The organism is Caenispirillum salinarum, assembly GCF_044803115.1.
Classification (GTDB): domain Bacteria; phylum Pseudomonadota; class Alphaproteobacteria; order Rhodospirillales; family Rhodospirillaceae; genus Caenispirillum; species Caenispirillum salinarum_A.
The window spans coordinates 5024954-5045143 of sequence record NZ_CP085224.1 but is presented as its reverse complement, the minus strand read 5'-3'; the positions used below and the strand labels follow the sequence as shown (position 1 = coordinate 5045143).

22 protein-coding genes and 1 tRNA gene are annotated in these 20190 nt (G+C 69.1%); 12 read left to right on the top strand and 11 right to left on the bottom strand.

What is annotated here, in order from left to right; translation table 11 throughout:
* Nucleotides 1-12: 12 nt before the first annotated feature.
* Together hisN and LG334_RS23435 are read right to left on the bottom strand one after the other, a co-directional pair.
* On the bottom strand, nucleotides 13-828 hold the full coding sequence (hisN, locus tag LG334_RS23440; RefSeq protein WP_404382027.1) for a histidinol-phosphatase: 816 nt from the start codon (nucleotides 826-828) through the stop codon (nucleotides 13-15).
* A 72-nt stretch (nucleotides 829-900) separates the two neighbouring features.
* Nucleotides 901-2115 (bottom strand): UbiH/UbiF/VisC/COQ6 family ubiquinone biosynthesis hydroxylase, encoded by a 1215-nt coding sequence (locus LG334_RS23435; protein ID WP_404382025.1) that lies wholly within the window; start codon nucleotides 2113-2115, stop codon nucleotides 901-903.
* Between the two features lie 297 nt (nucleotides 2116-2412).
* On the opposite strand from LG334_RS23435, the gene LG334_RS23430 reads away from it, so the two are divergent.
* The 5 genes from LG334_RS23430 (at nucleotide 2413) to LG334_RS23410 (ending at nucleotide 8904) form a co-directional block, all read left to right on the top strand.
* Nucleotides 2413-2751, top strand: coding sequence for a P-II family nitrogen regulator (locus tag LG334_RS23430; RefSeq protein WP_009542459.1), 339 nt, complete (start codon nucleotides 2413-2415; stop codon nucleotides 2749-2751).
* A gap of 67 nt (nucleotides 2752-2818) precedes the next feature.
* On the top strand, nucleotides 2819-4174 hold the full coding sequence (locus tag LG334_RS23425) for an ammonium transporter (RefSeq protein ID WP_404382022.1): 1356 nt from the start codon (nucleotides 2819-2821) through the stop codon (nucleotides 4172-4174).
* A 113-nt stretch (nucleotides 4175-4287) separates the two neighbouring features.
* Nucleotides 4288-6096: a potassium/proton antiporter gene (locus tag LG334_RS23420; RefSeq protein WP_404382020.1), complete on the top strand. Its 1809-nt coding sequence runs from the start codon at nucleotides 4288-4290 to the stop codon at nucleotides 6094-6096.
* Nucleotides 6097-6169: 73 nt separating this feature from the next.
* Nucleotides 6170-6742, top strand: a complete 573-nt coding sequence (locus LG334_RS23415) for an ankyrin repeat domain-containing protein (RefSeq protein WP_404382018.1) — start codon at nucleotides 6170-6172, stop codon at nucleotides 6740-6742.
* A gap of 209 nt (nucleotides 6743-6951) precedes the next feature.
* A complete protein-coding gene (locus LG334_RS23410) occupies nucleotides 6952-8904 on the top strand; it encodes an acetoacetate--CoA ligase (RefSeq protein ID WP_404382016.1) in 1953 nt (650 codons plus the stop codon).
* Between the two features lie 25 nt (nucleotides 8905-8929).
* Here LG334_RS23410 and LG334_RS23405 read toward each other — a convergent pair whose 3' ends face one another.
* Complete coding sequence (locus tag LG334_RS23405) at nucleotides 8930-9304, bottom strand: DsrE family protein (RefSeq protein WP_404382014.1); 375 nt, start codon at nucleotides 9302-9304, stop codon at nucleotides 8930-8932.
* Nucleotides 9305-9339: 35 nt separating this feature from the next.
* Nucleotides 9340-9801, bottom strand: coding sequence for an MmcB family DNA repair protein (locus tag LG334_RS23400; protein ID WP_404382012.1), 462 nt, complete (start codon nucleotides 9799-9801; stop codon nucleotides 9340-9342).
* 84 nt (nucleotides 9802-9885) lie between these two features.
* On the opposite strand from LG334_RS23400, the gene LG334_RS23395 reads away from it, so the two are divergent.
* A complete protein-coding gene (locus LG334_RS23395) occupies nucleotides 9886-10818 on the top strand; it encodes an L-lactate dehydrogenase (protein ID WP_404382010.1) in 933 nt (310 codons plus the stop codon).
* Between the two features lie 125 nt (nucleotides 10819-10943).
* Nucleotides 10944-11153, top strand: coding sequence for a hypothetical protein (locus LG334_RS23390; RefSeq protein WP_404382008.1), 210 nt, complete (start codon nucleotides 10944-10946; stop codon nucleotides 11151-11153).
* A gap of 10 nt (nucleotides 11154-11163) precedes the next feature.
* Here the strand turns inward: LG334_RS23390 and LG334_RS23385 are convergent, their stop codons facing one another.
* The 4 genes from LG334_RS23385 to LG334_RS23370 all read right to left on the bottom strand — a co-directional run bounded on the left by LG334_RS23385 (nucleotide 11164) and on the right by LG334_RS23370 (nucleotide 14645).
* A complete protein-coding gene (locus tag LG334_RS23385; RefSeq protein ID WP_404382006.1) occupies nucleotides 11164-11733 on the bottom strand; it encodes a histidine phosphatase family protein in 570 nt (189 codons plus the stop codon).
* A 70-nt stretch (nucleotides 11734-11803) separates the two neighbouring features.
* On the bottom strand, nucleotides 11804-13354 hold the full coding sequence (gene cysS / locus LG334_RS23380; RefSeq protein WP_404382004.1) for a cysteine--tRNA ligase: 1551 nt from the start codon (nucleotides 13352-13354) through the stop codon (nucleotides 11804-11806).
* A gap of 85 nt (nucleotides 13355-13439) precedes the next feature.
* Nucleotides 13440-14231, bottom strand: coding sequence for a nitrilase-related carbon-nitrogen hydrolase (locus tag LG334_RS23375; protein ID WP_404382002.1), 792 nt, complete (start codon nucleotides 14229-14231; stop codon nucleotides 13440-13442).
* 338 nt (nucleotides 14232-14569) lie between these two features.
* Nucleotides 14570-14645 (bottom strand) — tRNA-Ala (locus LG334_RS23370).
* A 151-nt stretch (nucleotides 14646-14796) separates the two neighbouring features.
* On the opposite strand from LG334_RS23370, the gene LG334_RS23365 reads away from it, so the two are divergent.
* The 5 genes from LG334_RS23365 to LG334_RS23345 all read left to right on the top strand — a co-directional run bounded on the left by LG334_RS23365 (nucleotide 14797) and on the right by LG334_RS23345 (nucleotide 17693).
* Complete coding sequence (locus LG334_RS23365; protein WP_404382000.1) at nucleotides 14797-15102, top strand: YggT family protein; 306 nt, start codon at nucleotides 14797-14799, stop codon at nucleotides 15100-15102.
* 7 nt (nucleotides 15103-15109) lie between these two features.
* Nucleotides 15110-15460 (top strand): DUF167 domain-containing protein, encoded by a 351-nt coding sequence (locus tag LG334_RS23360; protein ID WP_404381998.1) that lies wholly within the window; start codon nucleotides 15110-15112, stop codon nucleotides 15458-15460.
* Nucleotides 15453-16364 carry a tetrahydrofolate dehydrogenase/cyclohydrolase catalytic domain-containing protein gene (locus tag LG334_RS23355; protein ID WP_404381996.1) on the top strand — a complete coding sequence of 304 codons (912 nt, stop codon included), beginning with the start codon at nucleotides 15453-15455 and terminating at the stop codon, nucleotides 16362-16364. Before LG334_RS23360 ends, LG334_RS23355 begins: the two co-directional genes overlap by 8 nt.
* A 144-nt stretch (nucleotides 16365-16508) precedes the next feature.
* The gene (locus tag LG334_RS23350) at nucleotides 16509-17036 is read left to right on the top strand and encodes a DinB family protein (protein ID WP_404381994.1); all 528 of its coding nucleotides are present in this window, start codon (nucleotides 16509-16511) and stop codon (nucleotides 17034-17036) included.
* A 54-nt stretch (nucleotides 17037-17090) separates the two neighbouring features.
* A complete protein-coding gene (locus LG334_RS23345; protein WP_404381992.1) occupies nucleotides 17091-17693 on the top strand; it encodes a cysteine hydrolase family protein in 603 nt (200 codons plus the stop codon).
* Between the two features lie 21 nt (nucleotides 17694-17714).
* On the opposite strand, the gene thpR is transcribed toward LG334_RS23345, so the two are convergent.
* From thpR to LG334_RS23330, 3 genes are read right to left on the bottom strand one after another with little or no spacing between them, the layout of a single operon-like run.
* Entirely contained in the window at nucleotides 17715-18257 is a 543-nt protein-coding gene (thpR, locus tag LG334_RS23340; RefSeq protein WP_404381990.1) for an RNA 2',3'-cyclic phosphodiesterase, read from the bottom strand.
* Between the two features lie 60 nt (nucleotides 18258-18317).
* Nucleotides 18318-19454 carry an FIST N-terminal domain-containing protein gene (locus LG334_RS23335; protein WP_404381988.1) on the bottom strand — a complete coding sequence of 379 codons (1137 nt, stop codon included), beginning with the start codon at nucleotides 19452-19454 and terminating at the stop codon, nucleotides 18318-18320.
* A 44-nt stretch (nucleotides 19455-19498) separates the two neighbouring features.
* Entirely contained in the window at nucleotides 19499-20164 is a 666-nt protein-coding gene (locus LG334_RS23330; protein ID WP_404381986.1) for an arylesterase, read from the bottom strand.
* Between the last annotated feature and the right edge of the window lie 26 nt (nucleotides 20165-20190).

The following is a 20190-nucleotide window of genomic DNA, read 5'->3' as shown; positions in this document are numbered from 1 at the left end:
GTATGGGCGGCCTCAGCCTTCGCGCAGGACGCGCAGGGCGGCTGTGTGGACCTCCGGCCCGCCGGCGGCCAGCACGTGGCCGTCGGCGCCCTTGACCAGCGGTGCGCCGGTCCAGTCGGTGACGCGGCCGCCGGCGTTCTCCACCACCGGCACCACGGCAGCCCAGTCGTGCAGCTTGAGGTCGGCCTCGCAGACGATGTCGACGAAGCCCGAGGCCAGCAGTCCGTAGGCATAGCAGTCGGCGCCGTAGCGCGGCAGCTTGACGCGCTTGTAGAGGCGCTGGAAGGTGGGCCAGTCCTCGCCCATGAACATTTCGGGCGCCGTGGCGTACAGCGCGGCGGCGTCCACGCGGCCGATGTCGCGGGTGGCGGCGGGCGTGCCGTTCAGCGTCGTGCCGTGGCCGGCCGCCCCGATCCAGCGTTCGCCGATGATGGGCTGGTCGATGACGCCAAGCCACGGCCGGCCGTCCTTCAGAAGCGCGATCAGCGTGCCGAAGCTGGGCTTGCCGGTGATGAAGGCCTTGGTGCCGTCGATGGGGTCGAGCACCCAGACATGCTCGGCATCGGGGTTCACCGCCTCGAACTCCTCGCCGATGATGCCGTGGTCGGGGAAGGTTTCGGCGATGACCGCCCGCATGGCCTCTTCGGCGCCGCGGTCGGCGGCGGTGACGGGGCTGTCGTCGGCCTTGTCGTCGATGTCCAGCGGCGTGCGGAAGTGCCTGCGGATGAGCGCCCCGCTGGTGTCGGCCAGGCGGTTGGCGAGCGCCAGGAAAGCCTCCGGCACGGCGGGCTCGGTCAGGGTGCTGACGGCGGCGGACGGCGAGGACATGGCGCGGCTCCTGGAACTGGGGTCTCCGCGATGCCTACTCCCGCCGCCGGCGCGCCGTCAATCCGTCTTCGGTTACAGGGTCTGGCCGCGCATCAGCTTGGGCAGGATGCCGATCTCGCCCATGGCGTGGCGCATGAAGAACTTCTTGGCCGGATTGATCTTGTTGACCACCGCCAGCCCCACGTCGCGCGCCAGCCGCACCGGCGGGATGTCGTTGGAGAACAGTCGCACGATGGCGTCCGTCAGGCCCAGCATCAGCAGGTTGTCGAAGCGGCGCAGGCGCTGGTAGTCGTCCAGCACCGTGATGGTGCCGACGTCCAGCCCCAGACGGTGGGCGTCGACGATCTTTTCCGTCAGCACGGCGACGTCGCGCAGGCCGAAGTTCATGCCCTGCCCGGCCACCGGGTGCATGCCGTGCGCCGCGTCGCCGATGAGCGCCAGGCGGCGGTCGGTGTAGCGCCGGGCGAATTGCAGCGACAGCGGGTAGTGGAACTTCTTGCTGACCACCTTCACGTCGCCCAGGAAGTCGCCGAAGCGCTTCATCAGTTCGGCGTGGAAGGTGCTGTCGTCCAGGTTCATCAATTCTTCCACCAGGGCGCGGCGCTCCGTCCACACCAGCGACGAATGGTGGCCGCCCTTCAGCGGCAGGATGGCGAAGGGGCCGGCGGGCAGGAAGTGCTCGATGGCGGTGCCGTTGTGGTCGCGCTCGTGCCAGACCGTCATGACGATGCCGTCCTGGCCGTAGTCCCAACCGTGGATGGGAATGCCGGCGGCCTCGCGGGTCGGGGATCGGCGGCCGTCGGCGGCGACCACCAGCTTGGCGCGGATGACGCGGCCGTCCTCCATCTCCGCCGTCACGCCGTCGGGTCCGCGATCCAGCGACACCACGGAGTGCGGCGCCAGGTGGGTGACGTCGGGCAGCGTCTCCATCTGGGTGTAGATGGCGCGGCGCATGACGCGGTTCTCGGCCATGTAGCCCATGGGCGCGTCGCCCACGTCGCGATGGTCGTAGTGCAGGAACAGCAGGCTCTCGCCGTCGGCCACCCGGATGTGCTCGATGGGCTGGCAGTCGTCGGCCATGTGCCGCCACAGGCCGACGCCGTCGAGCACCTTCTGGCAGGCCAGCGCCACCGCCGAGCAGCGGCCGTCGTAGCCTTCGTGGGTGAGCGTGGAGGGATCGTCGCGGTCCACCACGATGCAGGGCACGCCGAAACGCCCCAGCGCGCAGGCCATTGTGCCGCCCACCAGTCCGCCGCCGATGATGAGGACCTCGGTCCGAAGCTCCATGATCCGCTCCCGTGAATTCCGATGCCATGCCCGAGGCTTGCGGGCCGGCTTGTATACGCGCCCGATTTGAGCCCCGACCACGCCGTTTGTCCAGACTTCAGGCAGGGGCACAACGCCTGTGCATGAAGTTTATGCAAAATCCGCGCGGTGCCCGGTTCTTACGCAGGAGCGGGCGCCGCCTGTCCGGGCCGGTGGCGGTGAACGGTCCGGTTCATCACGAGTCGCGCGGCCCGCCCGAGTCTGGCACGCCCCTTGAAAAGACATCGGCCGGGATACCCGAGCATGAGGACACCGCCCATGAAGCTGGTCACCGCCATCATCAAGCCGTTCCGGCTCGACGACGTGCGTGAGGCTCTGCTCGACCTCGGGCTGCAGGGGCTGACGGTCACCGAAGTGCGCGGCTTCGGCCGCCAAAAAGGCCAGACCGAAGTCTACCGCGGCGCCGAGTACGAGGTGAGCTTCCTGCCCAAGGTGAAGGTGGAAGTCGCCGTCGAGGACGACCTGGAAGACAAGGTCATCGAGGCCGTCCGCGAAGCCGCCCACACCGGAAAGATCGGCGACGGAAAGATCTTCGTCACCGAAGTCGCCCGCACGGTGCGCATCCGCACCGGCGAAAAGGACATGGACGCGGTGTGACCGCCCCTGCCGTCCAGACCCAATCCCGCCGCTGCCGGCGGGCGAAGGAATGAAGGACCCTTACCCCATGATCACACTGCGCAGCCTTCTGGCGCCGGCGGGCGCCGCCCTGGCCGTGGCCCTGGCCGCCGCCCCGGCGCACGCCGAGGTGTCGGCCGAGACGGCCTTTACCTTCAACACGTTCTCGTTCCTCATCCACGGCGCCATGGTGTTCTTCATGGCCGTCGGCTTCGCCATGCTGGAAGCCGGCCTGGTGCGGGGCAAGAATGTCGCCTCCATCTGCCTGAAGAACACCGCGCTGTACGCGACCGCGTCCATCGCCTTCTACCTGGTCGGCTACAACCTGATGTACGTCGACGTCTCGGGCTGGATCGGCAGCTTCGCGCTGCTCTACAACCCGTCGGGCGCGGAAACCGCCCTGCTGGGCGCCGACGAGGCGACGCCGGAGATGGTGTCCGAGGTGGTCGGCAACGGCTATTCGGTCATGTCCGACTGGTTCTTCCAGGTGGTCTTCGTCGCCACCGCCGCCTCGGTGGTGTCCGGCACGGTGGCCGAGCGCATGAAGGTGTGGCCGTTCATCGCCTTCGTCTTCGTCCTGGGTGCCGTGATCTACCCGATCCAGGGCTCGTGGACCTGGGGCGGCGGCTGGCTGACCGAGATGGGCTTCAGCGACTTCGCCGGCTCGACCATCGTGCACTCGGTCGGTGGCTGGGCGGCGCTGGCCGGTGCCATCATGGTGGGCGCGCGCAAGGGCAAGTACGGCGCCGACGGCCGGGTCAACCCGCTGCCGGGCAGCAACCTGAGCCTGGCCACGCTGGGCATGTTCATCCTGTGGTTCGGCTGGTTCGGCTTCAACGGCGGATCGCAGCTCGCCCTGGGCTCGGCCCTTGACGCCACCGCCATGTCCATCGTCTACGCCAACACCTTCCTGGCCGCCTGCGCGGGCATCGTGACCGCCATGGCGATGACCCAGATCCTCTACAAGAAGATCGACCTGACCATGGTGCTGAACGGCGCGCTCGCCGGTCTGGTGGCGATCACCGCCAACCCGACGCTGGAGAACCTGTTCCTGGCCATGGTGGTCGGTGCCATCGGCGCCATCCTGGCGGTGCTGGCCGTGCCCATGCTCGACAAGCTGAAGATCGACGACGTGGTCGGCGCCATCTCGGTCCACCTGGTCGCCGGCATCTGGGGCACCCTGGCCGTCGGCATTTTCGGCGGCGGCGACATCGTCGCCCAGGTCATCGGCATCGTCGCCGTGGGCGCCTTCACGCTGGCCGTCTCCTTCGTCCTGTGGGGCATCCTCAAGGCCACCGTCGGCCTGCGGGTCTCCGACGAGGAGGAAATGGACGGCATGGACAAGCACGAGCTTGGCCTGGAAGCCTACCCCGAGTTCGGCACCAGCTCGCAGGCCGGCCGCTGATCCCGGCTTGAGACGCGGCGGCCCGTCCCCGGCATCCGGGGGCGGGCCGTTCGTGTTATTGTATCTGACCTGTCCCGCCCGTTTTCCCCGCCGCCGCAGAAGGACGCCCGCCCGTGCTCGAAACCGTCCACGTCGCGATCCTGTTCGGTGCGGGTCTCGTGGCGGTGAGCATCTTCACGAGCCTGCTGTCCATGCGCGTCGGGGCGCCGCTCTTGCTGGTGTTCCTGCTGATGGGGCTGGTGGCCGGCGAGGACGGCCTGGCGGGCGTGAACTTCGACAACGCCCCGCTGGCTTATTTCATCGGCAGCCTGGCGCTGGCCGTCATCCTGTTCGACAGCGGCTTTGGCACGCCCATCAAGAGCTTCCGCCTGGCCGCCGGGCCGGCGCTGTCGCTGGCGACGGTGGGCGTGATGCTGACCGCCGGCCTGCTGGGCGTGGCGGCGCATTACGTCATGGACCTGCCGTGGCCGCAGGCGTTCCTGCTCGGCGCCGTCGTGTCGTCGACCGACGCCGCCGCGGTGTTCTTCCTGCTGCGGGTCGGCGGCATGAAGCTGCGCGACCGGGTGAAGTCCCTGCTGGAGATCGAATCCGGCTCGAACGACCCCATGGCCGTGTTTCTGACCATCCTGCTGGCCGAGGTGGCGCTGAGCGGCCAGGGCTTCGCCAGCCTGGACTGGACGCTGGCGCTGACCGTCGCCCAGCAACTGGGCATCGGCCTTGTCGGCGGCTTCCTGGGCGGGCGGGCCATGCTGATGCTCATGCGCCGGGTGCGGCTGGAGCCCATGCTGTTCCCGCTGACCGTCATCAGCCTGGCGCTGACCCTGTTCGGGGCCGTCAGCGTGGTCGGCGGATCGGGCTTTCTGGCGGTGTACGTGGCGGGCGTGGTGGCGGGCAACGCCGACATGCCCAACGCCCCGACGCTGAAGCGCTTCCAGGCGGGCATTACCTGGCTGGCGCAAATCGTCATGTTCCTGACGCTGGGGCTGTTGGCGACGCCCTCGCAGTTCGGCGCCGTGGCCGTGCCGGCCATCGTGCTGGCGGTGGTGCTGATCCTGGTGGCGCGGCCGCTGGCGGTGTGGCTGGTGCTGCTGCCGTTCAGGTTCACCGGGCGCGAGACCCTGTTCGCCGCCTGGGTGGGCCTGCGCGGCGCGGTGTCAATCCTGCTTGCCATCGTCCCCATGGTGGCGGGGATGGAGGGCGGACAGGACCTGTTCAACATCGCCTTCATCATCGTTCTGGTGTCGCTGGTGGTGCAGGGCTGGTCCATCCGTCCCGTCGCCCGAAAGCTGGGGATGATGGTGCCGTCGCGGTCCGGCCTGGTGGAGCGCTTCGAGCTGGAACTGCCCGACGAGGCGCGGCACGAACTGGTGGTCTACCGCCTCTCCGCCGATGCCGCCGTCGCCACCGGCCACCGCGTGCCGCGCTGGGCGCGGCCGTCGCTGGTGGTGCGAGAGGGACGCTCCATGACGTGGCGGCAGGCGGGCAAGCTGCGCGCCAAGGATTACGTCTACATCTTCATCAATCCGCGCTACGTGCCGCTGCTTGACCGCCTGTTCGCCAAGCCCGAGGGGCCGGACCTGAGCGACACGGCCTTTTTCGGCGACTTCCCGCTGGCGCCCAATGCGACCATCATCGGCGTCGCCACCACCTATGGGCTGCCGACGCCGCCGGGGATGGACACCACCTGCACCCTGGCGGAAACCTTCGACCGCGTGTTCGACGGACGGGCCGCGCCGGGCGACCGCATTCCCATGGGATTCGCCGAGATCATCGTGCGCGAGGTGGACGACGAGGGCGAACTGGTTTCCCTCGGCCTGGGACTGGAGCCGCAGAAGCCTGCAAGCTGGGTGCTGCCCGCTTGGCTGGCGCGCATCATCGCGCCGTTCAACCGCCTGCGCGGGCCGCGCTATCGCGGGTCTTGACCGACCGACCGGCGCGTCGGACACTGCGTGGGCGCAACCATCCGTAACCCTGCTGAACCCGGACCCGCTGCCCATGCTCCGTCGCTTCACCGCCGCCGTCCTTCTGGGAACCTTCTGCGCCGCCGGGCTTGCCGCTCTGGCGCCCGCACCGGCGCAGGCCGAGATGTCCATCCGCCTGGAGAAAAAGGTGGTGGAGGACCTGCGGCGCGGCGATGCGGAGGCCCTGCGTGCCTACCTGCTGGGCAAGGGCGAGCCGGACGCCACAAACAACGAGGGCGAGCCCCTGCTGGTCGTCGCCACGCGCCAGAACCGGCCTGACATGGTGGAGCTGCTGCTGCGCCACGACGCCCGCCCCGACAAGAGGGACGGCATGGGCAGCACCGCCCTCTACTGGGCGGCCGACGGCGGTGCGGGCGCCATCGTAAGCACCCTGGTCGATGCCGGCGCCCGCCTGGACGTGCAGAACGACCAGGGACTGACGCCGCTCATGGCCGCCGTGCGCAAGGGCAACATGGACGTGGTGCGCGCCCTGATCGCCGCCGGCGCCGATCCGCGCATCGCCGACTACACCGGCCGCGACGCCTTCGGCTGGGCCACCGGTCCCCGCGGGCCTCTGCTGGTGAACGAACTGAACAAGGCGCGGTAGGTGTCCGGTTGCGCCCGGCGCAGACGCGCCTGACCGGCGCGGGGTCGCACTGTGGGCTTCGCACACGCCTGCGGCTCCGCGACCCCATGGGTGTGGTTCCCGCCTGCCCGCCCTTAACCCCACGCGCCACTTGGCGATTGCCCCCGGATTGGGGCATGATCCCCGTCAATTCGCGACCGCGAAAACAACGAACAAGGGAGACCGCCACCGTGGCCACCAAGCTGTGGGAACCGTCCGCCGAGCGCATCGCCCGCGCCAACATGACCGCCTTCATGCGCAAGGCCGAGCCCGTCGCCGGCCGCTCGTTCACCGACTATGAATCCCTGCGCCAATGGTCGGTGGAGGAACCGGAAGCCTTCTGGCGGCTGGCCTGGGACGAACTGGGCATCATCGGCGAGCCGGGGTCCGTGGTGGTCGACGACGTCACCAAGCTGCCCGGCGCCAAGTGGTTCCCGCAAGGCCACGTCAACTACGCCGAGAACCTCATGCGCCCGCGCCCCGAGGACGAGGAGGTCATCGTCTTCCGGGGCGAGGACAAGGTGAAGCGCCGCCTGACCTACGGCGGCCTGAAAGCCGAGGTCTCGCGCTTCCAGCAGGCGCTGAAGGACCTGGGCATCGGCAAGGGTGACCGCGTGGCCGGCTACATGCCCAACATGCCGGAAACCATCATCGCCATGCTGGCCGCCACGGGGCTTGGGGCCATCTGGTCTTCCGCCTCGCCGGACTTCGGCGTGCAGGGCGTGCTGGACCGCTTCGGCCAGATCGAGCCCAAGGTGCTGGTGGCCTGCAACGGCTATTTCTACAACGGCAAGACCCACGACAGCCTGGAAAAGCTGGCGACCATCGCCGAGCGCATGCCGTCGCTGGAAAAGGTGGTGGTGGTGCCCTACACCACCGACACGCCGGATGTCTCGGCCGTGCAGGGCGCGGTGACCTGGGGCGACTTCTGCGCCGGCAAGATGCCCGCCGAGGTGACCTTCGAGCCCCTGCCCTTCGACCATCCGCTGTTCATCATGTTCAGCTCGGGCACCACGGGCGCGCCGAAATGCATCGTGCATGGGCACGGCGGCACCCTGCTCCAGCAGGTCAAGGAGCATGTCCTGCACTGTGACGAGAAGCCGGGCGACCGGGTGTTCTACTTCACCACCTGCGGCTGGATGATGTGGAACTGGCTGGTGGCCGCGCTGGCTGCGGGCTCCACCCTGCTGCTGTTCGACGGCTCGCCGTTCTACCCCAACGGCAACGTGCTGTTCGACTACGCCGACGAGGAAAAGATGACCTTCTTCGGCACCTCGGCCAAGTGGATCGACGCGGTCAAGAAGGCCGGCCTTAAGCCCAAGGACAGCCACGACTTGTCCACCGTCCGCGTCATGGCGTCCACCGGCTCGCCGCTGGCGCCGGAAAGCTTCGATTTCGTCTACGAGGGCATCAAGGACGACATCCAGCTCGCCTCCATCTCGGGCGGCACGGACATCCTGTCGTGTTTCATGCTGAGCAACCCCATCGGGCCCGTCTACCGCGGCGAGATCCAGTGCCGGGGCCTGGGCATGGACGTCCACGTCTTCGACGACGAGGGCAAGCCCGTGGTCGGCCAGAAGGGCGAACTGGTCTGCACCAAGGCCTTCCCGTCGGTGCCGGTGGGCTTCTGGAACGACCCGACCGGGGAACGCTTCCACAATGCCTATTTCGACAAGTACGACAACGTCTGGACCCACGGCGACTGGGTGGAGCTGACGGAAACCGGCGGCATCATCGTCTACGGCCGCTCCGACGCCACGCTCAACCCCGGCGGCGTGCGCATCGGCACGGCCGAGATCTACCGCCAGGTGGAAAAGCTGCCCGAGGTCATCGAGGCGCTGGTCATCGGCCAGGACTGGGACAACGACGTCCGCGTCGTGCTGTTCGTCCGCCTGCGCGAGGGCGTTGAGCTGACGGAAGACCTTGTCAAGCGCATCAAGCAGACGGTGAAGGAAGGCGCCACGCCCCGCCACGTGCCGGCCAAGGTGGTGCAGGTCGACGACATTCCGCGCACCAAGTCGGGCAAGATCGTGGAACTGGCGGTGCGCGACGTGGTCCACGGCCGCGCCGTCAAGAACAAGGAGGCCCTGGCCAACCCCGAGGCGCTGGAGCTGTTCGGCGACATCGACGCGCTGAAAAGCTGATCGCACGGGCTGCGGAGGGCATCGCTCACGTCAGTTGCAACGTGCCCTTCGCGCGCATCAGCAGGTCCACCATTTCGTCGATGGTGATGATGGTCATGCCCTCGGCCACGCGGTCGGGGGCGATGTCCTCCTTCACCAGACAGACGGCGGAAACGCAGACCTGCCCGCCGGACGCGCGCAGTTCGTCCACAAGTTCCGGCAGGGGGCGGAAGGGCGGGCCGGGGTCCATGCCCTTCAGCGCGCCGGGCCGGGCGAAGGCGGCGGCGTCGGCCACCAGCACCAGGCTGGCCGAGGTCCCGCGCGCCTGCGCCGCCACCGCCGCCGTGGCGGCCAGGCCCAGGGCGCGCGCATCGGCCGGGGTCGCCCGTGCCACCGCGACGAAATCCGTAAAGCGAATCATGAACCGTCCACCTCCAAGGGAGGCAACGCGCGGCCTCAGGCAGAGCGTTCCAAGCGGTCTGCCACGGCGGGGTCCTGGAGGCCCCGCAGCCGCCGCGCCGCCGTGGTGGCGAACAGGTGCGTCACCGCCTTGCGCCGGCTGGCGTGCAGGCGCGGCCGCTCGGCCGGCGGGCGCAGGATGGCGGCCTCGTAGTCGTCGGCGACGATCAACCCTTGGTCCGGCGGCAGGATTTCGGTGGGAAAGTCCGGCGGCACGGCGAAGGTGAAGGCGTCGCAGAACGCCAGGTACTCCTCCCACTTGCCGTCGCTGTGAAAATCCGCGGCGCAGCTTTTCACCTCGACGACCAGCAGGGAACCGTCGCCGCCCAGCGCCAGCACGTCCACCCGCCGGCCGGTGGCGAGCGTCACCTCGGTGACCGGCGCCATGCCCCGGTCGGCGAGGTGGCGGCAGACGCCGCGCGTCGTGGCGACGGCGCGGGGGGAGAGATTTCCGTTCATGGCTCGTTCCTCTTTATGCCCGCACACTAGGGCCCGACGTTGTTGGTTGGCAAGACCGGAAAACGAACGAGGGAGGATGCGGCCATGAAGGTGGGTGTTGTCGGATGCGGCATGGTGGGCTCGGCGGCGGCCTATGCGCTGGTGATGCGGGGCGCGGCGTCGGAGGTGGTGCTGGTGGACCTCGATCACCGCATGGCCGAGGCGCAGGCGCAGGACATTCGCCACGCCACACCGTTCGCCTATCCGGTGAAGGTGCGCGCCGGCGGCTACGACGACCTTGAAAACGCCGCCGTGGTCATCCTGGCCGCCGGCGCCAACCAGAAGCCGGGCGAGAGCCGGATGGAGCTTCTGGGGCGCAATGCCGACGTCTTCGCGCAGATCATCCCGCGCGTGCTGGGCGCCGCGCCCGGAACAATCCTGCTGGTGGCGACCAACCCGGTCGACGTGATGACGCAGGTCGCGACCCGTCTTTCGGGGCTTGCGCCGGGGCGCGTGATCGGGTCCGGCACGGTGCTGGACACCGCCCGCTTCCGGGGTCTTCTGGCCTGGCACCTGGGGCTGTCGTCGAAGTCGGTCCATGGCTACGTGCTGGGCGAGCACGGCGATTCGGAAGTCCTGTGCTGGTCCTCGGCCATCGCGGGATCGGTTCGGGTGGAGGACCTGGCCGAGCAGATGGGCCGGCCGCTGGACGAGGCGGCCAGGACGCACATCGACGAACAGGTGCGCCGCGCGGCCTATCATATCATCGAGGGCAAGGGCGCGACGTGGTACGGCATCGGCGGCGGCCTGATGCGCATCTGCCAGGCCATCGCCAACGACGAGCACGCGGTGCTGACGCTGTCGGTGGTCAACGACTCCATCGAGGGCATCCCCGACGTCGCCGCCAGCCTGCCCCGCATCATCGGGCGCGGCGGCATCCTGGGCACGATCATGCCCGACCTGTCCGACGCCGAGCACGCGGCCCTGGAACGCTCGGCACAGGTGCTGAAACAGGCGGCGGAGGAGATCGGGTACTGAGGCACCAGACATGTTTGGCGCGTTTTGCGTGTATTTTCTACAAAGACGACCAAAACTTGCCAAGCCTTCTAAGTTCGCTGTAAATTCGTTCCTCCTAGACCACCTTTTCATCAAGGAGGAAATCGATGCCGTACTACCACGTCAACAAGAACGCGCAGTCCAACGGTGACCACGAGGTCCACGAGAGTTCCTGCAAGTACGGGGCTCAACCGGAGAACCAGGAACCACTCGGCTGGCACGACGACTGCGAGGGAGCGGTCAGCGAAGCGAAGAAGAAGGGCTACAGCACCGCCAATGGCTGCTACTACTGCTGCTACGCGTGCCACACAACTTGATCGCAAAGCCTCACCGCGCCGCGATCCGTCCCGCCTGGGTCCAGCCGCCATCCGGCTCCAGGCGCAGGACGATCATTTCGCCGCTGGCGGGGAAGACGTCCGTCAGGCCGGTGATGACCACCTGATGGGTCACCATCACAACCGTGTCGCCGTCGCGCGGCAGGGCGGCGATCAGGTCCTCAAGCCCCGCGATCTGCGCCGGGCCGCGGGAGCGGTCGCGGAAGAAGCTGTTGAGCAGCGGTTCCTCCTCCACCGGCGCCAGGTCCAGAAGCTCGGCCGTCGCCACGCAGCGGCACCACTGGCTGGTCAGCACGCGCGAGACCGGCACGTCGTGGGCGCGGAAGGCCGCCCCGGTGTCGCGCGCCTGCTGGCGGCCGGTGTCGTTCAGCACGCGCTGGGTGGAACAATCATCCAGCGCGAAGGTGGACGGGTCGCCCGTCCCCGGCGCCAGGGCATGGCGCATGAGCACCACATGGCCGCCCTCCTTCAGGGCCGACCACAGGGCATCCTCCGCCGCATGGGCGGGGGCGGCGAGGAGGGGCAGGAGAAGCAGCGTCAGAAGGGCGCGAAACAGGGGCATGGCAGCGGCCTCCGGTCCGGGGCGTGAGGGGGTATCCCCTCTACGCCCCGGACCGGTGCCTTGGAGCATGTCACTCCGGCTTGATGTCCGTCGCGGCCAGCGGCAGCCACTCGAACAGGGTGCCCTGGGGGGTGTCCATGATGCCCACACCCATGGCCTCCAGCTCGTCGCGGATGGCGTCGGAGCGGGCGAAGTCCTTGTTCCTGCGGGCTTCCGTGCGCTCGGCCAAACGGGCCTCGATCTCGGCCTCGTCGAGGGTCTGGCCGGCGGGGCGGATGACCAGGTCGCGCGGGGACATGGTCAGCAGGTTCAGCCCCAGCACCAGATCATAGACCGCCGCCGCCCGCAGAACGTCGGCCGGGTCGGTCTTCTTGGCGAACAGAAGCTCGTTCAGGTGCGCCAGCGCCACCGGCGTGCCAAGGTCGTTGGACACCGCCGCGTCCAGCTTGTCCAGGAACTCCGCCGGCTTGCCCGTCAGGCCGTCGGTCAGGCGCTCCACCAGATACGACAGCGACCCGCCGGAGGAATAATGATCCTCCGTCGCCAGCTTGATCCATTGCGACGTGTCGCCTGCCCGCGCCTTCAGGTCTTCCACCCGCAGCAGCATCCGCCGCAGGCTCGACCGCACGCCCACGAGCGCATCCCAGGTGAACTCCAGGGACGAGCGGTAGGAGGCGCCGAGCAGGAACAGGCGGTAGACGGCCGGGTGGATGCCCTGGTCCACCAGCGAGCCCAGCGTCAGGAACCTGCCCGACGACTTGCTCATCTTGCCGTCGCGCATGATGAGGAACTCGTTGTGCATCCACCAGTTGGCACCCGTCTTGTCGCTGCGGGTGTAGCCCTGGTTCTGGGCGATCTCGTTGCAGTGGTGGACCTGGCGATGGTCGATGCCGCCGGTGTGGATGTCGAACCGCTCGCCCAGGTATTTCATGGACATGACGGAGCATTCCAGGTGCCAGCCCGGCGCGCCGACGCCCCAGGGGCTGTGCCATTCCATCTGGCGGCGGCTGTTCTCGGGGCTCTTGCGCCACACCGCGAAGTCCGCCGGGTTGCGCTTGTCGCCCGGCCCGGTGACGCGGGCGCCGGCCTCCTGCCCCTCCAGGTCCAGCAGGCCCAGCCTGCCGTAATCGGGCACGCGCGAGGTATCGAAGTACGCGCCGTCCTCCAGCTCATAGAGGTATCCGGCCTCGGCCAGGTCGCGGGCGAAGGCGATCATTTCCTGGATGTGGGCCGTGGCGGGCGTCCAGTGGCTGGGCTCCAGGATGTTCAGGCGCCGCACGTCGTCCTTGAACACCGCCGTGTAGTGGGCCGCGATGTCCCAGATGGATTTCTTCTCGCGGCTGGCGGCCATCTCCATCTTGTCCTCGCCCTCGTCGGCGTCGGAGGTGAGGTGGCCCACATCGGTGATGTTGATGACGTGCGTGACGTTGTAGCCCTTGAAGGTCAGCACCCGGCGCAGCGTGTCGGCGAAGACGTAGGCGCGCAGGTTGCCGATGTGGGCGTAGTTGTAGACCGTCGGGCCGCATGAGTAGACGCGCACGTTCCGCGGATCGATGGGCTGGAATTCCTGAACCTCGCGGCCCAGGCTGTTGAACAGGCGGAGCGGGTGCTTCTCGGTCATCCTTGCGACTTCTCTGCGGGTCTGGAAGGCCCTTGGTGTACCACCAAGCCCGCGCCCGACCAACCCGCGATCGCCGCGCCGCCGGCTATTCCGCCGCGGCGTAAAGCTCCGGCCGGCGGTCGTCCAGATAGGGGCTGGCGTCGCGCGTGCGGTGATAGGCGGGGACGTCGATATTGGCGAACAGCATGTCCTCGTCCCGCCCGGCCCGCGCCAGCACCGAGCCGTCGGGGGCGGCGACGGTGCTCAGCCCCGCATAGGCGGTCTCGTGCTCGCGCCAGCAGCGGTTGGCGTAGGCGACGAAGCAGCCGTTTTCCGCCGCGCGGGCGGGAACCAGCAGTTCCGCGACCTTGCGGCGGGACTCGGGCAGGGCGGCGGGCACGCAGATCAGGTCGGCGCCGTGGGCGGCCAGCGCGCGGACGGCCTCGGGAAACTCGGCGTCGTAGGAGACCAGGACGCCGACGCGCAGGCCGTTCAGCCCGTGCGGATGGCCCAGGTCGTTGCCGGGCGAGTAGACCGTGCGCTCGTCGTCGCCGAACAGGTGGGCCTTGCGATAGGTGGTGCGGTGGCGGCCGCGGGCGTCCACCAGGGTGGCGGCGTCGTAGCAGTGCCCGCCCTCGCCGTGCTCGCCGTGGCCGTAGAGGATGGCGATGGCGTGGCGGCGGGCGGCCTCGGCCATGCGGCGGGCGGAGTCGCCATCGGCGGACTCGGCCAGTTCGAAGGCCAGTTCCCCGATGGCGTAGCCCGACAGGAACATCTCGGGCAGGATCAGCAGGTCGGCGCCACCGGCCTTGGCCCGCGCGGCGGCTTCCTCGGCGGCGGTGATGTTGGCCTCGACGTCACCGGGGCTGCCTTGGGTCTGGAACAGGGCGATGCGCATGGGCCTTCAAGCCTCCGGTCCCGTGGAAGACGGCTGAAGGAAAAGGCTACCGCGCGCGCCGGGGTTCCGCCAAGAAAACCGGCGGACGCGATGCCGGAAGGAGGATGCGCTACGCCGGTGGTGCGGGTGGGTCTTCCGGCTGCGCCGGAATGCGATTGCCGGCCGAAAAGCAGAAAACCCGCCGCTATCGCCAGCGGCGGGTTGACCGGAAATCTGGTGGAGCTGAGGGGAATCGAACCGTCGCCCCGGAGGGGCGCGAAGCCAAGGGCAGGGGGTCGATTGCCGGCCGAAAAGCAGAAAACCCGCCGCTATCGCCAGCGGCGGGTTGACCGGAAATCTGGTGGAGCTGAGGGGAATCGAACCCCTGACCTCTGCAGTGCGATTGCAGCGCTCTCCCATCTGAGCTACAGCCCCGGCGGACGCGATAATGGTGAGGACCGAGGGGGATGTCAAGCAAATCCTCTGCGGTTTTTCGACGGCGTCGCGCGGGCGCCGGCGCTCTTGCGCAGGTGCCGGCCAAGCCTTACGTTTTGCAGAGCTTTTCAACGCGGAGCGGTTGTCCCCCATGGATGTTGTTCTCGGTCCCCTGATCCAGGTCGCGCTGATTGCGCTCAACCTCTACCTGTGGGCCATCATCATCTCGGCGGTGCTGAGCTGGCTGGTCGCCTTCAATGTGATCAACACGAGCAATCGCTTCGTCTACATGGTGGGCGATTTCCTGCATCGCATCACCGAGCCGGCGTTGCGCCCCATCCGGTCCGTCGTGCCCGTCATGGGCGGCGTGGACCTGTCGCCCATGGTGCTGATCCTGCTGATCATCTTCCTGGAGGGCGTGCTCGGCCGCCTCGCCATGCAGGCCGGCGCGTTCTAAGGACGCCGTGGCCGCCGCCGATCCACACACCGTCGACGCCCCGCCGCTGGAACCTTGCGCGCGGGGCGTTCGGCTGTTCGTGCGCCTGACGCCCAAGGCCTCGCGCAATGCCGTCCAGGGACTCGCGGCCGATGCCGACGGCGGGCGGGTGCTGAAGGTGGCGGTCACCGTCGTGCCCGAGAACGGCAAGGCCAATCAGGCGTTGGTGAAGCTGTTGGCGAAGGTTTGGAAGCTGCCGAAATCGGCCGTCTCCATCACCGCCGGCGCCACCGACCGCCGCAAGACCCTGCTGATCGAAAGCGACGAGCCGCAGGCCCTTGCGGATTACCTTTGGGAACGGATACGCGATCATGGCTAAAGCCGTCATCCTGGAAGGCCGCGAGGACGCCGAGGACCTGCGCGACGCCGTCGCCGCCCGCGTCCGCGCCTTGCGCGACTACGAGCGCGTGCGCCCCGGCCTCGCCCTCATCCGCGTCGGCGACAAGGGCGAGACCAGATCCATGCTCGACCACCGGGAGCAGTGGGCGCTGGACGCCGGCTTCCGCGTCAACCGTCACGACATGCCCAAGGAAAGCACCACGCGCGAGTTGCTGCTGGTGGTCGAGGGCATCAACGACGACAGCGACATCAATGGCGTCGTGATCCTGGAGCCGGTGCCGCCGGGCATCGACATCGGCAGGGTGCGCCGCGCCGTGGACCCCGCCAAGGACGTGGATGGCCAGCACCCGCTGAACATCGGCGACCTGACGATGGGAGCGGCCGGACTGGTGCCCAGCCTGCCGCTGGCGGTGGTGGACCTGCTGCGCCGCCACCTGGGTGACATGAGCGGCCGGCGGGCTGTCGTGCTCGGCCGTTGCCTGGGCGTCGGCCAGCCGCTGGCGAGACTTCTGACCGACGCCGACTGCACGGTCACCCAGGTCCATTCGCGTACCAGCCTGACCGACGTGAAGGCCATCTCGCGCGAGTGCGAGATCGTCGTCGCCGCCCTGAACCGGCCGGAAATGGTGCGCGGCGACTGGATTTCGCCGGGCGCGACGGTCATCGACACCGGCCGCCACACCATCCACGCCGGGCCGGGCGAATCACGCATGGTGGGCGACGTGAAGCGCGACGAGGTCATCGCGGTCGCCGGCGCCTTCGCCGACCGGTTCGAGGCCGTGGGCCCGCTCGGCATCGCCATGCTCCTGCGCAACACCCTGATCGCCTGCTGCCGCCAGCACCGCGTGGACATGAAGATGGCCGAGTGCGACGTCCGCACCTGAGCGGGATGGCGCGGGCCGGGGTGTCGGCACGGCATCCCCGGTGCCGGCGGACCTTTCCAGGGGCATGGAAGTGGCTCTGGCGATGGAGGGCCTTCCCGGTAGGCTCGGGGGACCATTCCCGTCCACCATCAGGGGAGGCCCGTCGTGACACTGTCCCAGACCGTCCGCCATGTCCGCACCATGGCCCGCTACAACGCCTGGGCCAACACGCGCCTGTATGACGCGGTGCTTGCCCTGCCGCCGGGCGAGGCGGTGCGCGAGCGGCCGAGTTTCTTCGGCTCCGTCGTCAAGACGCTGAACCATGTGCTGGTGGGCGACCGTATCTGGTTCTCCCGCATCGAGGGCACGGACGCCGGCGTCAGCCGCCTCGACGAGGTGCTCTATGCCGAGCCGCAGGCCCTGTACGGCGCACGGGAGGATTTCGACGCCCACATCATCCGCACCGTCGACGGCTGGGACGACGCGCGCCTTGCCGGCACGTTCCGCTATGCCAACATGGCGGGGGAGACCTTCGAGCAGCCATTGCACCCGGTGCTGACCCATGTCTTCAACCACCAGACGCACCACCGGGGACAGGTCCACCAGATGCTGAGCGAAAACGGCGTGGCACCGCCGTCCATCGACCTCATCTACTTCCTGCGTGATCCGGCCTCGGTGCTGGAGCCTGCCTGAGAGCCTCGCCCGACCCCGATCCGCCACCCTGTTCCGCAGCCATGGAGCCCCGCCATGCCCGATGCCCCCCAGACCCTGCTGTCCCTCGCCAAGGCCGACCTGACGCCCGCGCGCCTGGCCGAGGCCGTGCTCGTGCTCATCGACTGCCAGAACGAATACGTCGACGGCCGCCTGGCCCTGCCGGGCGTGGAGCCGGCGTTGGCCGAGGCGGCGGCGCTGCTGGAACGGGCGCGCACGGCGGGCACGCCGGTCTTCCACATCGCCCACCAGGGCGGGGCGGGCGGACCGTTCGATCCCGACGGGCCGGGCGGTGCCATCGCCGCGGCGGTGAAGCCCCACGACGGCGAGGCCATCATCCGCAAGCGTCTGCCCAACGCCTTCGCGGGAACCGAGCTGAACGACCGGGTGAAGGCCACCGGCCGCACCGAGTTGATCGTCTGCGGCTTCATGACGCACATGTGCGTCAGTTCCACGGTGCGGGCGGCGCTCGACCTGGGCTATCGCTCCACCGTCGTCGCCGCGGCCTGCGCCACACGCGACCTGCCCGACCCGGCGGGCGGAGTGATGGACGCGGCGACCCTGCACCGTGCCTCCCTGGCGGCTTTGGGCGACCGCTTCGCCGTCATCGCCCCCAACGCGGCGGCCATTCATGCGTGACGGGGTGCGCGGGGCGGGCGGCTATCCCAGCACCAGCGGGTAGTCGGCTTCCGCCGTGTAGGTGGCGCCGGAGCGGCCGAGTTCGCTGGAGAACAGGGTGAAGTGCTCCACCCGCCACGGACCCCAGCGGAACAGGTTGTTGTGGGCGATGAAGTCCTGGACCTTGTGGACCGGCGCCCCCTTCAGCCGCGCGATGGTGACGTGGGGGGTGTACTTGCGGCGCTCCGGCGGCTCGCCGATGCCCACCAGGGCGCGGTCCACCTTGTCGTGCAGGTGCATCAGTTCCGGCACCTTCTCCACGCCGGCCCACAGGCTGTGGGCGCGGTGGCCGTTCTCGAAGGCGCCGATGCCGGCGACCTCCAGGTCGAAGGCGGGGCTGCGGATGTCCGACAGGGCGTTGTGAACGTCGTCGCAGCGGTCCTCGTCGATCTCGCCGATGAAGCGCAGCGTGACGTGCAGGTTTTCAGGCGGCAGCCACCGGGCGTTGGGGATGCCGCCGCCCAGGCGGTGAAGCTGCTCGCGCAGGTCCTCGGGCAGGTCGAGGCCGACGAAGAGGCGGATCATGGCGCGGGCCCTTTCCTGGTCTGGCGGCGGGGCGGGCGGGGCGGCGCGTGATCGCCAGTGCTAGCGAAAGACGGTCAGCACGCCCGAATGGGTGTAAAGCTGATTGTGGCGTATTTCACCCCCGCCGAAAAACCCTGTGAGCGGAAAATCTCCAAGTTCTTCAGCGATCAACGTCATTTCCCTGTCACGGCCGCCGAACAGTTCTGGGCCGCGGCCGTGGCAGCTGACGTAGATCCCGCCGCGCGGCGGCCGGCCGTCGAGCCGGGCGCGCAGGCGCTTCAGCATGGCGCGCATGTCCGTCTCCGCCGCTTCCTGTGTGCGGCGGACGAAGCACAGGCGGTCGCCCGGTTCCAGCCGCGCGCCCGTGGCGATCCAGCCGGTGCGCGGGTCCACCGCCATGAGCGGCCGGACGGTGAAGGCGCCGACGTCGGAGGCGCCGACGGGCAGGCCGACATGCACCACGCCGGCCAGGGCGCGCAGGTCCTCGCGGCTGTGGGCGCCGGTTTCCTCGCACAGGATGTCCAGCGGCCGGCGGCCGTCCAGGCGGGCGATGGCGGCGCGGCTGGTCTCGGTGACCGTGTGGTAGTCGCCGACGGGCACGCAGCCCTGCGTGCCGGCCACGGCCACCGGCACATGGCCGCTGATCAGAACCCCCGACAGCCCGCCGCGCGTCGGCAGCCCGGCAAGCTGGGTCGGCACCGCCGCGCCCTGGCCGCCGCCGGTCAGCCCGCCGACCAGATACCCCTCGGTGAGGTCGGTCAGGTCCTCCACGATCCAGCCCAACTGGCTGTTGTCGGCATCGCCGTGGACGATGCCCAGGACCGGCGAGACCGGCCCCACCCAGTCCAGCACGTCGGGCTCGGGCATGTCGCCGCCACGCACCAGCGATCCCAGAAGGCGGAAGCTGTCGGGCGGCAGGCCGGCGACCATGGCCGAGACCGCCGGCGTCTCGCCGTGCACCTCGCGGCGGCGGCCGCAGATGCCGGTGCCGGCCCCGCCCACCCAGGTCTCGACGCCCGTCGCCTCGCGCAGCAGCGACAGGATGCCGCCCAGGTCCGGGGCCAGGCGCTCGGTGACGTAGAGGAACCCCAGGCGTCCCGGCCCGCCGCACGCGCCCAGCGCGGCGGCGCAGGCGCCGGCGGCCTCGGCCCAGTCGCGGCCGGTGGCGATGGCGTCACGGAAGCCCGGGTGCGTCATGGTGTTCGCCGCGAAAGGTAAGGGCAGGGACAGGGGTCGCGCCGTCAGCCGCCTGCCGCGGTGGCACGCTTCAGCAGTGCCTCGACCTTGGGCAGAATGGTCTCGACCATCACGTCGACCCCCCGTTCATTGGGATGCATGCCGTCGGGGAGCAGCAGGTCCTCTTGCATCGCCACACCCTCGAGAAAGAAAGGATATAGCAAAACGTCGTGCTTTTCCGCCAGGGCCGGATACATGGCGTCGAACGCCTTCACGTAGTCCGGGCCCATGTTGCGCGGAGCCATCATCCCGGCCAGCAGGACGTTGACGCCCTGATCCTTCAGCTTCGAGAGGATGGCGTCGAGGTTTTTCTTGGCGTCTTCCGGCGGCAGGCCGCGCAGGGCGTCGTTGGCGCCCAGCTCCACGATGGCGGCGTCGATGTCCTGCCCCGAGATCAGCCAGTCCAGCCGCGCCAGCCCGCCGGCGGTGGTGTCGCCGGAAACGCCGGCGTTGATGACCTTCACGTCAAGGCCCCTGGTCCGCAGGGCCTCTTCCAGCCGTACAGGGAAGGCGGCATCCTGGGGCAGGTCGTAACCGGCCGTCAGACTGTCGCCCAGCGCCAGCAGGGTGACCGGATCGCCCTCCGCCGCCATGGCCGCCGGGCCGTTGCCGTTGACAAGCCACAGCGCAAGGCCAAATGTGCAGAGGGCTTTCAGACCTGGAAATCGCATGACGAGCTTCACTCCCGCTTCCTCGA

Coding starts and splice junctions, on each gene's coding strand:
- hisN (WP_404382027.1), bottom strand. CDS start 828: ATGTCCTCGCCGTCCGCCGCCGTCAGCACCCTGACCGAGCCCGCCGTG.
- LG334_RS23430 (WP_009542459.1), top strand. CDS start 2,413: ATGAAGCTGGTCACCGCCATCATCAAGCCGTTCCGGCTCGACGACGTG.
- LG334_RS23425 (WP_404382022.1), top strand. CDS start 2,819: ATGATCACACTGCGCAGCCTTCTGGCGCCGGCGGGCGCCGCCCTGGCC.
- LG334_RS23415 (WP_404382018.1), top strand. CDS start 6,170: ATGCTCCGTCGCTTCACCGCCGCCGTCCTTCTGGGAACCTTCTGCGCC.
- LG334_RS23330 (WP_404381986.1), bottom strand. CDS start 20,164: ATGCGATTTCCAGGTCTGAAAGCCCTCTGCACATTTGGCCTTGCGCTG.
- cysS (WP_404382004.1), bottom strand. CDS start 13,354: ATGACCGAGAAGCACCCGCTCCGCCTGTTCAACAGCCTGGGCCGCGAG.
- LG334_RS23395 (WP_404382010.1), top strand. CDS start 9,886: ATGAAGGTGGGTGTTGTCGGATGCGGCATGGTGGGCTCGGCGGCGGCC.
- LG334_RS23335 (WP_404381988.1), bottom strand. CDS start 19,454: ATGACGCACCCGGGCTTCCGTGACGCCATCGCCACCGGCCGCGACTGG.
- thpR (WP_404381990.1), bottom strand. CDS start 18,257: ATGATCCGCCTCTTCGTCGGCCTCGACCTGCCCGAGGACCTGCGCGAG.
- LG334_RS23400 (WP_404382012.1), bottom strand. CDS start 9,801: ATGAACGGAAATCTCTCCCCCCGCGCCGTCGCCACGACGCGCGGCGTC.
- LG334_RS23375 (WP_404382002.1), bottom strand. CDS start 14,231: ATGCGCATCGCCCTGTTCCAGACCCAAGGCAGCCCCGGTGACGTCGAG.
- LG334_RS23385 (WP_404382006.1), bottom strand. CDS start 11,733: ATGCCCCTGTTTCGCGCCCTTCTGACGCTGCTTCTCCTGCCCCTCCTC.
- LG334_RS23345 (WP_404381992.1), top strand. CDS start 17,091: ATGCCCGATGCCCCCCAGACCCTGCTGTCCCTCGCCAAGGCCGACCTG.
- LG334_RS23355 (WP_404381996.1), top strand. CDS start 15,453: ATGGCTAAAGCCGTCATCCTGGAAGGCCGCGAGGACGCCGAGGACCTG.
- LG334_RS23365 (WP_404382000.1), top strand. CDS start 14,797: ATGGATGTTGTTCTCGGTCCCCTGATCCAGGTCGCGCTGATTGCGCTC.
- LG334_RS23405 (WP_404382014.1), bottom strand. CDS start 9,304: ATGATTCGCTTTACGGATTTCGTCGCGGTGGCACGGGCGACCCCGGCC.
- LG334_RS23390 (WP_404382008.1), top strand. CDS start 10,944: ATGCCGTACTACCACGTCAACAAGAACGCGCAGTCCAACGGTGACCAC.
- LG334_RS23435 (WP_404382025.1), bottom strand. CDS start 2,115: ATGGAGCTTCGGACCGAGGTCCTCATCATCGGCGGCGGACTGGTGGGC.